Source organism: Paenibacillus sp. LK1, from assembly GCF_002750415.1.
Lineage (GTDB): Bacteria > Bacillota > Bacilli > Paenibacillales > Paenibacillaceae > Paenibacillus > Paenibacillus taichungensis.
In genome coordinates this window covers 22290-35090 of sequence record NZ_PEII01000016.1, presented here as the reverse complement: position 1 = coordinate 35090, position 12801 = coordinate 22290, and the positions used below count along the sequence as shown (strand labels likewise).

Here is a 12801-nt window from a genome sequence, read left to right as displayed (position 1 = left end):
ACTTATATTAACTAGATTGGTAGGTAGATTAATTTGGAACATAATATGATCATAATTGCTCAAGGTTTAGCTGAAGAACTACAACGTGGAAAAATACGTCATCTAGAGCAAGGGTATATGACGGATGCTGAACGTGGGTGGTCTGGTGCGGATGTACGTCGTATAGAGGTTACTTATGAAAATGGTCAAAAGGAGAGCGTAATATATAAAGAGGCTGCCCTAAAAGAACGCATGGCAATGAAAACGTTAACTGACCAGGGCCATCAGAACACGCCCGCCACTTTTTCACTAGATCTAGAAACAGATGAGCCTAGATGGATGGCGATAGAAGATCTGGGTAGTGTTAAATTTCCTCCGCCTGGCGTAGACTGGTCGCCAAGAGTTGCGGAGGCATTAGCTAGAATCCATGCCCTTAATATGCATAGAGGATCGGAGATGCTGTGGCTCCCCCATGCTGACCGTCATTATTGGGAAAATTATTTAGTTACACAAGTGTCTGTGGACCATTTTCAAACGCTTATAGAGCAGAACCCCGAATTTTACAAGGAATTTGGCGCGTATCTGCCATTACTACGTGAAAAAGCCAATGCTTTTGCACGTGATATGGTGGCTTTGTATGATGAGAAGGAAAGCCTGACTCTTACGCATGGAGATTTGCAATCCGTAGACGGTTCCCACATCCATTATTACAAAGGAAAACCCTATTTTATTGATTTCGGATGGTGTTATTATGCGCCCTTTTATATTGATCTGGCTAGTTATTTTAACCTTGAGGATGCCAAAATTTATTACAAGGAATTAATTGCGAACGGTATATCACTCAGCTATGATGATTTTTATGAAAGATTGAGGGCAGCATTTCGTTACTCTGGGTTGATATACTTATATCCCAGTATTAGACAATGGTCTCTCGGGCCTACTGAACTAACGGGTAAACGTCTGCTTCATATGTTGAAGATTATACTTACAGGCGAGTTTCCAGAGCGTAGGATTGATTACTCTAGCAAGCTTTTCTCAGAGCTGCTCAATGAACATAAGAACGGTACACTTCATAAGCTCAATTAAATTGTTTCATCATGAGATTGCTATTTAGTAGTACGTTTGCGTCCCAACAAGCGGGGAAGCTACGGCACTCTCATCAAGATGAAGCTTCAGTCACCTTTTTACTTCTCCAAAAAAGCTGCCAATTCGGCAGCTTTTTTTGATTTTAAACTTGGCAAGTAAGCCTTTCTTAATCATATAAAGAAAGGTACTGAGAATTTAACGGCTATCGAGTCATTCAAATCTGTTAAAAGAATGGAAATCAGTTTAGTGGAAATTAATCATGAATTTCTTGATGGCTGATGTTTAAGTTTATTTTGTTGGTTAGCATTTTTCTTAATATCATCTCTGACTGATATAAATCTTCTTTTTGTTTTTCGATTTCGGCTAGTTTACTATATAGCAGCTTAATTTTCTTATCGATCGAAATATCATCACCATTACTGGATTGAATCTCGGTGATTTCCTTCAGGGAGAAGCCTACAGAATGAACTGTTTTGATCATTAACAGATGCTCAATTACATCGGATGAATAATTTCTATAAGTGTTATCGTCTCTGTCTATATATTTCTCAGGAAGCAGATCTTGTTTCTCATAAAACCTGATTGTTGAAACAGCTACTCCAGTTGCTTTGGAAACTTCACTGATTTTCATGAGGGCACCTCAAAACATCTGCTGAATGACATTTTGAGAGAAGAATGGGGTTACGAAGGTGTTGTCCTGTCCGACTGGACTGCCGTTAATAATCGGATTCGCGGCCTGAAGGCTGGACTTGATCTTGAAATGCCGGGTCCTGCTCATTACAATACGAAAGCGATCGTGGAAGCCATTCAGAACGGGGCTCTTTCCGAAGAACAGCTGAATCGGAGTGTTGCCCGCGTTTTGAAGCTGGTCGAGCGGGTGACGAGCAACCAAGCCACAGACTCTTACGGAGATCAAAACTATCATGCCCTTGCACGTAAAGCGGCAGCCGAAAGTATTGTCCTTCTGAAAAACGAAAACGCGATTCTTCCGCTGCAGCCGGATTTGATCTCGTCGATTGCCGTGATTGGACGGTTTGCTAAGAAACCCAGAATTCAGGGGGCGGGCAGTGCAAAGGTAACCCCTACTAGAGTCGACATTCCTTGGGATGAAATAAAAGAGCTGGCCGGGGCTACGGTAACATTGGGTTACGCTGAAGGTTACCCGGAGGATGACGCCATTCAGGAAGACTTGATTAAGGAAAGTGTATCTTTGGCCATGAACTCCGATGTGGCAGTCCTGTTCGTTGGTCAACCGGAATATGCCGAATCGGAGATGCGCGATCTGAAGAGCATCGATCTTCCGGAGCATCAAGTGAAGTTGATTCAGGCGGTTGCAGCAGTTCAGCCTAAGTGCATCGTGGTGACAAGCAGTGGCTCTGCTCTTGTCATGCGCCCATGGGTGCAGCTTGTGCCTGGTGTTGTTCATTCTTGGTTGTCTGGCCAAGGGATGGGTAGAGCGATCGCAGAAGTATTGTTTGGACAGGAGAACCCGTCAGGCAAATTATCCGAGACCTTCCCAGTGAAGTTGTCGGATAACCTGTCCCATATGCGGATTCGGGGAGAAAACGGCAAACTGTATTATCGCGAAGGTCTGTTTGTAGGCTATCGATATTACGACCGTAAAGAACTTGCACCACAATTCCCGTTCGGTCATGGTTTGTCCTACACTTCGTTTTCCTATACGGACCTCGAAGTAGCTCAAGTGGAGAAAGGGGTTACGGTGTCCTTTCAACTGAAAAACACGGGCAAGCGAAAAGGGAAGGAAGTTGTTCAATTATACGTGCATGATGAGGTATGCAATTGGACCCGTCCGGAGAAGGAATTAAAAGCTTTTGCCAAAATCGAGCTTGAGCCGGGCGAAAAACGCAGAATCGTCTTCGAGCTTGAAGAGAGAGACTTCTCATACTATAACACCAAGTACAATCGTTGGGTTGCAGAGAGTGGATTTTTCCAAATCGCACTGGGTAGCTCATCCAGAGACATCCGGATCACCGAACGTTTGCATTGCAACTTCGGAAAGGAAGAAGTCACGTTCCATAAGTTCAGCCTGCTCAGCGAATGGTTGAGCGATTCCACGGCAAAAAAAGTGTTAGAAGAGTGCCTGGATGAAATGAACGAGCACGTCACGGACAAGGTGTATCTAAACGAAGAATTTGTTGGATTCTGGGAGGACTTTCCTGTAGTGAAATTGTTCCAGATGTTTGGGCAAAATTGGATGATTGATCGGTCGCCTGACGAGGTGATTCAAGAACTTATTGATCGTGTTGAGAAGGCACGGTAATCTTACTTCCTTTAAAAACCATCTTTTTATAGATGGTTTTTTTCTTTAACACTTCGTATGGTTAGTATACTGCTTCTCTCGTTTCACTGTGTCCTTCATCTTTCTTTTTGCGACAAGTATACACAAAAACAGGAGGGAAGCTGAGGGGCACAAATTTAATTTTCTCAATATCGAATAAGTCAGCCAATCGTTTCTTCATATGAAGTGAGTACTGGTATAACACTAACATTCCTCCAGGTCGAAGCGCTGTATGCATCTGTGAAAGGATGTTTTGTTTCATTTCTCTGGAAAAATTAAAAAATGGAAGTCCGCAAATGATACTATCCAACTGATGTACATGTTCTTGATTGATCTTTTTCAAAAGATAGGATGCATTCGAATGGAACATGAATTCAGGATATATTTTCTTTAGATTACTCCTCATTTTAGGGTCTCTCTCAAATAAAAACACAGTTGCAGATTTCGGTAATTCTGCTCTCATAAGACGTGTGATGACACCTGTTCCTGGCCCCAGCTCTGCAATCGTTTTAACTTCATCCCATTGTACAGACTGGACAATTTTATGGGCTAGAAATTTGGAACTGGGAAGGACACTTCCTACTCGTTTGGGGTTCTTTAAGAATCCTTGCAGGAAAAGAAACGGTTCGGATGTTTTCAATGCGGTATCCTCCATTTTTGAATTCAATGATGTATCACTTGATGTTGGCAGGCAAGCTTAACTGGAACGTAAATACGTTATGCGTATGTTGAAGCGTTAGGGTACCCTGATGTAACTCCGCAATATTTCTTGCAATTGAAAGACCCAAACCAGACCCTGTTTGAATACCTTCGCTGCTTCTTGAATAATCTACCTTATAAAAGCGATCAAACAGCTTATCTTTTTGCTCTATTGTGAGCGGCGCACCTTTATTTTCGACTTTAATGGTAATGTGCTCATGGCGTATACTCATTCGAATGTAAATCGTACTAGGTTTCACAGAATACTTCAGGGCGTTCATAAGAAGATTATCGATGGCTCGAGCAATCTTATCACTATCCACGCAGGCCATAAATGGGGCATCGCCAATCTCTTTCTCGATATGAATACCATTCTCCTGAGCTAAAGGTTCAAATTCAAACAGCAACTGATCCAATAGCTGGTATAGGTCAACCTTTTTCAAATCCAATTGGGTATCCACTGAGGTTAGACGTGTGTATTCAAATAAGTCATCGAGCAGCTTCTTTAAATGTGTTGCTTTGTTATGGGTGTTCTGAATGAAGCGGTCATACTCTGCTTTGTCTTGAAATGATTCTGTTCTTAGAAGCTCAATATAGCCGATGATGCTGGTAAGCGGTGTACGCAGGTCATGTGAAATGCCTGTGATCATGTCCATCTTGGATTTCTCCAGCTCACGCTCCTTAACGATCAGCAGCTGCAACTGTTCAGTCATGTGATTGATGTTGGAAGCGACTCTCCCAAGTTCATCTTGTCGATTAACGGGCACCCGGTAGTCCAGATTTCCTTCTGAAATGAATTGCAATCCTTGCTCCAAGGTAATGAGATCTCGCACAATTTTTCGTGTAGAAAACAAAAAAATTAACGTGAAAATTACGATGAAGATTGGTGTTAGGACATAAGGAAAAATGTAGAGAAGCGAGGGCCATCCAAATCTTTCACTAATTTTTGCGGCACCTATGATCAACATATTATTTACACCTACAGAGCCAACAAACGAAATCAATAAACTGATCAACATTCGATATAGGATGTTAATCTGTATCTTTTTTTTAAACTGTGGCAATCGTCTAATCAAGTTTATAACCCACTCCCCATACCGTTTTAATATACTGAGGTTCTCGTGGATTCACTTCCAGTTTCTCTCGCAGATTGCGAATATGGACCATAACCGTATTATCCGAATATCCGTAAGGTTCTTTCCATACAGTTTCGTAAATCTTCTCGGAGCTAAATACTTGTCCAGGATGGCTGGCAAGCAGCACCAGAATGGAAAACTCCAGTGGAGTTAGTGGAATGTCATTCTCCTTTAACTTCACGGAATGTTTACTTGTGTCAATGACAAGGTCCTTGATCAGGATAAGTGAATTGAATTCTGCTTTGCCAATCAGTGTTTGACGTCGTAGCTGAGCCTTAACGCGAGCTAGTAATTCTAACGGATTAAACGGTTTGACCATGTAATCGTCAGCACCGGTAGTCAGACCTGTAATTTTATCAATGTCCTCTTCCTTGGCGGATAGCATAATAATGGGGGAGGTTGATACTTCTCTTATTTTGAAGCAGGCTTTGATCCCGTCCATAATGGGCATCATGACATCCAGTATAACGAGCTGGACCGAAGTAGTTTTGATAATATTTAGTGCTTCTTCACCATTGGCTGCTTCAATAACCTGATATCCTTCGTTACGTAAATAGACATGAATGACATCACGGATGTCGGGTTCATCATCTACAATGAGAACGGTACTCACAATCCAACACTCCTTTTATGACTGTTTTAAATAAGATTTTAAATCCTTATAAAGAGAATAGTATCAGTGTAAACCATAGCTTGAGTTGTTTAAATTGTTTCCTTTTTGCGGCAGACATAAACGAAGGCAGGAGGGACATTCAAGGGCACTAATTCTATCTTTTCAATGATAAACTTTTCGGATAGTGTCTTTTTCATTTGAAGTGAATATTGAAAAGCGATGAATAACCCCTCTGGTTTGAGTGCCTTATGGATCTGGTCTACCAATGTATTCCTTAATTCAGACTCAAAGTTGAAGAAAGGCAACCCGCTAAATACACAGTCCAGTTGCTCAACGCCCTCTTGCTTCATGGATTCCACTAATCGAGAGGCGTCTGGATAACAGGGGAAAGCAGGGTATTCAGTCTTCAGATTATTCCTCATCGTCTCGTTCATCTCAAACAATAACACGTGGGTTGAATCTTGTGCCTGTTGATGAATATAACGAGTGATGGCACCTGTGCCCGATCCGAGTTCGGCGACTGCTTTTACGTCTAGCCAAGGCGCTTGGTTCACCATTTTGTTAGCGAGAAACCGGGAACTGGGTATGATGCTGCCAACATGTTTGGGGCTTTGAAGAAAGCTTTTCAGAAATAAAATAGGTTCATTGGAATTCATGTTTGTGGTTCCTCCGTATATGTGATGGTATGTTATCAAAATCGATTAGAATTGTAATAAATGAAGTATTGATAGAATGGGAGTACCGAAGTAAATTCCCACTGTAAAATACGTTATGGTCCAAAGCAAAGCACTGGAATATGAAATGAGAGCAAATTTTTGATACTGAACGCCGCTCAGTCCAATGACCAGAGGGAGAACATATCGCACGATTGGAATAAATAAACCGATGCACATCGCCCAATTGCCACTCTTATTCAGAATCAGTTCAGCCTTAACGAAGTGTTTATTATGTTGAAATTTGTGTTTTATCTTGGGTCCAAATAACTTCCCTGCAAAATAAGCAAAGGTAATGGCGGTTAATAGTCCTGTTAGAATGCAGAAGTATGTGATACATGAATTGATAACACCTGTGTGACTTAAAATGGCACCACTGATGATCGTGATCTCATTTGGAATTGGAATCCCGAAAGGGCCTAACGAAAAGGCAAAATAAAAAATCGGATATCCATACTGATGAAGTAGCTCTAAGATCGTATTACTGATCATTGTTTTGCCTCCACTCTTGTCGATATAGAAATCATAATGAAAAAAACTAAGGAATTAATAAGCATAATTCTGAAGAAAATCTAAAGATTACATAAGCAAAGCGTTACTACGGTATGTTCAAGACAAAAAGCCTTGCCAACTTACTGGCAAGACTTGATAAGGTGGATATATTCAGGAGTGGTGATCAAGAGAGCCGGGCATACCGGAATAAAAACGAGCTCAGATTGATTATCCATGTTGAGGATAACGCAACGAACAAAGGTTGCCTGCGTCTAATAGCTAGTTGGAAAAATATGAAAGGAGTGGAATGAGAAAGATGACAGCATCAATTTCACATAAGCCCGAAGGGTACGAATGTCCATTTTGTTGTGTTTGGGGTATCGAGCGACCTAATCAAGGAACAAAAGAAAGGGATATCATCTATCAGAATGAAAAGGTAACGGCATTTATAGCGAGCAAATGGTGGCCAAACAATAAAGGACATGTTCTTGTTGTTCCGAATCAACATTTCGAGAACATCTTTGATCTCCCAGCGGATTACGCTGGTGAAATTCACCGCGCGGCTCAGCTTACAGCATTTGCAATGAAAAGTACATATGGATGTGAAGGGATTTCTACGCGGCAACATAATGAGGCCGCCGGCAATCAAGACGTGTGGCATTATCATCTCCATGTTTACCCTAGATATGTGAATGATCAACTTTATCTGTCAAAGGGTTCTCCCTCCGATCCAGATGAACGCACTTTCTATGCTGATAAGTTGCGTTCTTGGATAAAGAATGTATTTGCATCGTGAAAACGAACATTGGCTTGGTGAAAAAGTGCGTCATCGATTACAAAAGAGTTTTTTTATCTTCTAGGACATTGAAGGTTCCAGTAGTGATGATTAAAAAGAGGAGGGCAATGTAAAATGGAATTCAAATTTGGGGACGTTTCTATTCTTCTCCCCCCTTTATACATTACAATTATCGGAATCATTATTTTTTTCTTTTTAGTAAGGTGGAGCAAGCAATTAGAAACAAGACGTTTTACAGTTTTCTTTTACTTTTTGATCAGTACTTCCATTATTCCAATTTTTTCTCGTTATACAACAGAAGGTGTCTTTCAGCTTTGGATTCCCTTAGGATTTATAGTGATCTTTCTGTACTTGTTTCGCAGCACAAGATATCATCCATCTAAAATGAAAGCCAGTATTTTAGGGCTTTCCGTAGCAATATACCAGTTAATTCTTCAATATGTCGGATAGATTTTGATATTTCTCCTCTACTATTAAGGCTCGTAAAAGCGATTATGTAGCAATAATTCATACATTTTAATGGGATAGATTGTTTGTTGGATAATTTCTAAATTGTGTATAAGTACACGAAGAAAAAAGGCATGCACTATCCTGTGTATGCTTGACGCAGTACAAGAACATTATTACATTCAAAGTCGCTATTTTAGCGGCTTTTTTGATTTAAGTAACTAAGTTACTATCCAAGATGAGCACAGTTACAAGGTAGAATTACAAAATTGTAAGGTAGATGTAAGTAGAATCGATAGCTCAGGCCAACCTGCCAGGATAATATTGGAACAAACAAAAATAGAAATTTTTTAAAAGGAGAATCGAGATGAGGCTGTTTGAACTGTTGTTTTTTTTGTCAAACATCGGCTTGTTTGCATTAACATTCTTATTAAAAAAAAGACGGAACAGAACTCCGCTATTCGTTGCAATCGGGATCGCCACACTTTTACTGATCATTCAATGGACGGTGGAAGGATACAGAGTTCAGCTATTTTTTCCATATTGCATAACAATCATTTTTATAGCCATTTCAGCTTATAGCTATTTTAGAAAAAACGGCCCCAAAAAAATTCCGCGATTCTTGTTGGGTTCAGCTTATAGCGCTATAGCGATAATGTTGGTCGTAACAGCGGGTCTTATGTATGCTTTTCCAGTATTTAATCTACCTGAACCGACAGGCGAATTTAAGGTAGGAACGCAAACTTTTCATCTCGTGGATACAAATAGGGAAGAGATTTTCGAAAAAGCCAGAGAAGGTAAGAGAGAGTTGATGGTTCAGGTATGGTATCCGGTTAAAGTTGGCACCGGCAAGTACGCACCCTTTATTCCCGATACTCCAATTTTACGTTACATGGCCGCGAACTATGGCCTTCCTGAGTTTACTCTTCAGCACTTGAAGTATGTGTCCAGTCATGCTTATTCGGGAGCCGAAGTCTCCTCGGCACAGACTTCATATCCGCTGATCCTTGCGAATCCCGGCTTCGGCTCGTCCAGGTTCCTCCATACGACGCAAGCTGAAAATCTCGCGAGTCACGGATATATCGTGGCAGTGATCGATCATACCTACAATACATTTGCAACCGAGTTTCCGGACGGTCGAATCACGACCAGCAGAACCAACGACTTATTCTCTCCCGACGATGATTACCGAACGGGAAGAGAAAATCGCGACAAGTTGGGAAAAGTGTTAACCAGCGATGTGGCGTTTACGCTGGACCAATTCGAGCTCATCCAATCGGGACAGATTTCAAGTCCTTTAAAAGGGAGGATTGATCTCGGACATGTCGGGGTGTTCGGTCATTCTATCGGCGGAGCGACGGCCTACGACGCTTCTTACGATCCACGAATCACGGTCGGAATAGACTTGGATGGAGGACTGTATCGACTGCGTGAAAGCGAGGATCTGAGAAAGCCGTTTTTGTTCATCAACTCTGAAAGCTATTTCGAAGAATTAAACAGGGTGATCAATAATCGGGTCTACACAGATGCAGAGCTTGACCGGATGGGATCAACAAGAGAGTGGATGGATCAAGTAACGGAAGATAAAAAGTTGGAGCTTGAACGTATGCGCGAAACGGCCGACGCAGGAGGACAAATCCTCTATATCGAAAATACAGAGCATTTGAATTTTACCGACGTACAGTTCATTTCTCCGGTTTTCAATATGCTGGGCATTACAGGAAAGATTGCGCCAGAAAGAGCGAACTCCGTTATCAATGCTTATATGCTGGATTTCTTCGATATGTATCTGAAAAATCAAGGAGGAGACTTAATAAAAGGACCGGATAGCCGCTTTCCGGAGGTGAAGTTCGCAACCTCGCTATTATAAATAACGGAACAGACTATCGATTTTAATATATGCTATTACGTACAACTAGCTCTTCTTCTAAGACCAAATGTTTTGCGATACCTGTTCCCATAACGCGACTATTTGGCTTTTGAAGAGACCTTCTTAATAAAACGGTACTCATTCCGGATTCACCAGAATTTTGGGATTGATCTTAACCATATGAGCGTTTGAGGATTCCTCAAGGTAATTAGATAAAGCAAAACCCCGCCGTCTGAGTCAACAGGAGCGGGGAGCTTCATTATTATGAATCTGATTTATGGAGTTCGATCTGAAATTGATCAGAATATGATTTGAGGTTCCCTGCAAGGCTGGAGAGCTGTCCGGAGATGTTCGACAATTCGTTCGCCGACCGCTGCTGCTCCTCAGCACTTGCCGTGACTTCTTCAGCCATGGCTGAAGTTTCCTCGGTTGCGGAAGCAATATAGCTCAAGTGCTGTTCTACTTCCTGACGAATAGAGTGCATATCCACTGTACGGATTTCCAAACGTTGAGCCAGCTCATGCACTTCGTTCGATAAGCGGCTAACCTGTCTGAACGTCTGGAGGCAATCAGCGATCTGTTCTTCCTGTTCCTTGACCGCCACCATATTGGCATCAAAATGACTGCCCATACGATGTATCTCTTGAACAAATGAACTCAGGATCTCATCAATCTCCTGGATCGAACGTTCGGATTGCTGAGCGAGCTGTCCCATTTCACCAGCAACGACCGCAAAGCCTCTTCCCGCTTCGCCAGCGCGGGCTGCCTCGATTGAAGCATTCAGCGATAGAATTTGAGTTTGTTTTAAAATGTTGTGTATTTGTCCGCTAATGGAGGAAGCGAGTTCCGATTGAGTCGTCAGTGAACTGGAAATTTCCTGCTGATGCTCGACGCGCTTTGCATTCTCTCGGCTCTTTTCAAGCAGAACCTCATGTTCACGTGTAACTTGTATTTGCACGGCAGATAACTGCTCTGAAGTATGGGTAAACTGTTGCACATATGAACCTACTTCATCCATTATTTTGCCGAGACTCTCTGAGTGCTGGACAGATTGTTCTGTCTCTTCGGCCTGTTTCGTAGATCCTATGGCAATTTCTTCGATTGCTCTGGAAAGTTCTTCGGTCTGACGCAGGTTCGTTTGAGCCGTTTCCGCAATATTTTTCGAGGACTGCTGCAAGGTATTGGATCCTTGCTGTATTCCCATCAGAATGTTCGTCAATTGGGCAACCATGACATTAATCAAATCACTGATGTCACCGAGTTGATCGTTTGTCATATGTTTGGATACGACTTTGAGATTCCCATCAGCAACCTGTTCGAGGCTTGACTTAATATCGCGTACTTGTCCGAGTATGCCTCTTACTACGAATAGCATCATAACCAAAGATAGAATTAGTACAACCACAAAAATCGGGATAATGGTCCGATAAGCATTATTCAAGGATGTCTCGGAGACTTGGTTCACTGTTGCAGCAGAAATATCAATGCCCAGATAGCCAATAACAGTACCTTGCGAATCCTTAATTGGTGTAAAGGAGGACAATAGCTGCCCCCAGGTTGGATCATCTACAATGCCCGTTGTGACGACTTCACCACTTAACAAGCGTTCCTGAATCTGGGGGTTGAATTCCATTGCAGTCCCGTAAGGACTGTATTCCTTATCTTCCCAATCCGCTCCATCCACGGTGTAGATCCACCCGTTTGAAGTCTTGTTATACATATAAACGTATAAGGCTCCCGATTGAAGCCTAACTTTAACGAGTTCGTCTCTAAGACTTTTGTATTCGTTGCTCTCCTCCGAAGCAGTAGAGGATAATGTCTTGATTAATTCCGATTCCTGGCCTAGTTGAGAGGCAGTATTCACTGCCAGCTGCTGATTGTTGTGCTGCATGGTCATTAATGATGCATTTTCACTAGAGTCGATGGTGGTCCACATAATTAGACCGCCCATGGCCAGTAGCGGAACCAGAATGATCAAATACAGTTTGAACCTTAAATCCATCTTTTTCTTACGAGTCTGTCTCACGTTCTGTTCCCCCTTGGAAGTAGTAAAGCAATAGGATTTTCGTATAACCCATACTATTTATCGTAAAATCGAAGAGGGAAATGAAGACTAATGCTAGATTTATATTTACATATGGGCTGATGGGCATTCCTCTTTCCCTAAATGTTGTACCCTTACTGAATTGTTTTGCTGCATGATATAACACGCCTCTAATTATGTGGAATGAAAAACAATGAAATTTTATCATAAGATGATAAAATATGTAAGATATATTCATTGTTATGATTTCGGCGATTTCTATGGTGGCGGTGGTCTGGACGGCGAGGTGTTTGAGACAGTCGTTTACGATAATTATTTAGTTACATCAAGGTAGCAACGTTCACCAAAAAATGATGATTGGGTAGGAGATAACCATGTTTCGTGAGTTTTCACATGAAGATAGGGTCATATTTGAATTAAAAGCCGAGGATTATAATTATGATCACATCATTCAGGCAATCGACTACATCTGCCCAGATGAATATAGTGAAGTAGAAATTACGAGCTACTATGAATGTTTAAGCTATTTTTTCACTTTCTATTAGAGAAGTATCGTTTTAACCATATCTGTTGAAATTATATTTTATTGGTGATATCAATATTTACTTCCTAAATTTATACAAGTGA

The 12801-nt window shown here is 41.5% G+C and carries 12 protein-coding genes; 5 read left to right on the top strand and 7 right to left on the bottom strand.

Annotated features, from left to right (window positions below; all coding sequences use genetic code 11):
• Positions 1–33: 33 nt before the first annotated feature.
• Positions 34–1065: a phosphotransferase gene (locus CS562_RS27895; protein ID WP_099858844.1), complete on the top strand. Its 1032-nt coding sequence runs from the start codon at positions 34–36 to the stop codon at positions 1063–1065.
• Positions 1066–1318: 253 nt separating this feature from the next.
• On the opposite strand, the gene CS562_RS27890 is transcribed toward CS562_RS27895, so the two are convergent.
• Complete coding sequence (locus CS562_RS27890; protein ID WP_099858843.1) at positions 1319–1696, bottom strand: MerR family transcriptional regulator; 378 nt, start codon at positions 1694–1696, stop codon at positions 1319–1321.
• 18 nt (positions 1697–1714) lie between these two features.
• Here CS562_RS27890 and CS562_RS27885 point away from each other — a divergent pair, with 18 nt between their 5' ends.
• Entirely contained in the window at positions 1715–3346 is a 1632-nt protein-coding gene (locus CS562_RS27885) for a glycoside hydrolase family 3 C-terminal domain-containing protein (protein WP_373561769.1), read from the top strand.
• Positions 3347–3407: 61 nt separating this feature from the next.
• On the opposite strand, the gene CS562_RS27880 is transcribed toward CS562_RS27885, so the two are convergent.
• From CS562_RS27880 to CS562_RS27860, 5 genes are all read right to left on the bottom strand, one after another.
• A complete protein-coding gene (locus CS562_RS27880) occupies positions 3408–4004 on the bottom strand; it encodes a class I SAM-dependent methyltransferase (RefSeq protein WP_257219626.1) in 597 nt (198 codons plus the stop codon).
• Between the two features lie 34 nt (positions 4005–4038).
• Positions 4039–5145: a sensor histidine kinase gene (locus CS562_RS27875; protein WP_099858842.1), complete on the bottom strand. Its 1107-nt coding sequence runs from the start codon at positions 5143–5145 to the stop codon at positions 4039–4041.
• Positions 5132–5812 (bottom strand): response regulator transcription factor, encoded by a 681-nt coding sequence (locus tag CS562_RS27870; RefSeq protein ID WP_079693707.1) that lies wholly within the window; start codon positions 5810–5812, stop codon positions 5132–5134. The genes CS562_RS27875 and CS562_RS27870 overlap by 14 nt, the downstream gene beginning before the upstream one ends.
• A gap of 89 nt (positions 5813–5901) precedes the next feature.
• Positions 5902–6468, bottom strand: a complete 567-nt coding sequence (locus CS562_RS27865; protein ID WP_099858841.1) for a class I SAM-dependent methyltransferase — start codon at positions 6466–6468, stop codon at positions 5902–5904.
• A 45-nt stretch (positions 6469–6513) separates the two neighbouring features.
• The gene (locus tag CS562_RS27860; RefSeq protein ID WP_099858840.1) at positions 6514–7017 is read right to left on the bottom strand and encodes a DedA family protein; all 504 of its coding nucleotides are present in this window, start codon (positions 7015–7017) and stop codon (positions 6514–6516) included.
• A gap of 316 nt (positions 7018–7333) precedes the next feature.
• Here CS562_RS27860 and CS562_RS27850 point away from each other — a divergent pair, with 316 nt between their 5' ends.
• The 3 genes from CS562_RS27850 to CS562_RS27840 all read left to right on the top strand — a co-directional run bounded on the left by CS562_RS27850 (position 7334) and on the right by CS562_RS27840 (position 10130).
• A complete protein-coding gene (locus tag CS562_RS27850) occupies positions 7334–7813 on the top strand; it encodes an HIT family protein (RefSeq protein ID WP_099858838.1) in 480 nt (159 codons plus the stop codon).
• A gap of 114 nt (positions 7814–7927) precedes the next feature.
• Positions 7928–8263, top strand: a complete 336-nt coding sequence (locus CS562_RS27845) for a hypothetical protein (RefSeq protein ID WP_099858837.1) — start codon at positions 7928–7930, stop codon at positions 8261–8263.
• 364 nt (positions 8264–8627) lie between these two features.
• Entirely contained in the window at positions 8628–10130 is a 1503-nt protein-coding gene (locus CS562_RS27840) for an alpha/beta hydrolase family protein (protein ID WP_099858836.1), read from the top strand.
• 262 nt (positions 10131–10392) lie between these two features.
• On the opposite strand, the gene CS562_RS27835 is transcribed toward CS562_RS27840, so the two are convergent.
• Positions 10393–12156: a methyl-accepting chemotaxis protein gene (locus tag CS562_RS27835; RefSeq protein ID WP_099858835.1), complete on the bottom strand. Its 1764-nt coding sequence runs from the start codon at positions 12154–12156 to the stop codon at positions 10393–10395.
• Positions 12157–12801: the final 645 nt, after the last annotated feature.

What these genes read in the sequence shown, in the direction of transcription:
- CS562_RS27890 (WP_099858843.1), bottom strand. Translation starts at nt 1,696, where the DNA reads ATGAAAATCAGTGAAGTTTCCAAAGCAACTGGAGTAGCTGTTTCAACA.
- CS562_RS27865 (WP_099858841.1), bottom strand. Translation starts at nt 6,468, where the DNA reads ATGAATTCCAATGAACCTATTTTATTTCTGAAAAGCTTTCTTCAAAGC.
- CS562_RS27860 (WP_099858840.1), bottom strand. Translation starts at nt 7,017, where the DNA reads ATGATCAGTAATACGATCTTAGAGCTACTTCATCAGTATGGATATCCG.
- CS562_RS27850 (WP_099858838.1), top strand. Translation starts at nt 7,334, where the DNA reads ATGACAGCATCAATTTCACATAAGCCCGAAGGGTACGAATGTCCATTT.
- CS562_RS27845 (WP_099858837.1), top strand. Translation starts at nt 7,928, where the DNA reads ATGGAATTCAAATTTGGGGACGTTTCTATTCTTCTCCCCCCTTTATAC.
- CS562_RS27840 (WP_099858836.1), top strand. Translation starts at nt 8,628, where the DNA reads ATGAGGCTGTTTGAACTGTTGTTTTTTTTGTCAAACATCGGCTTGTTT.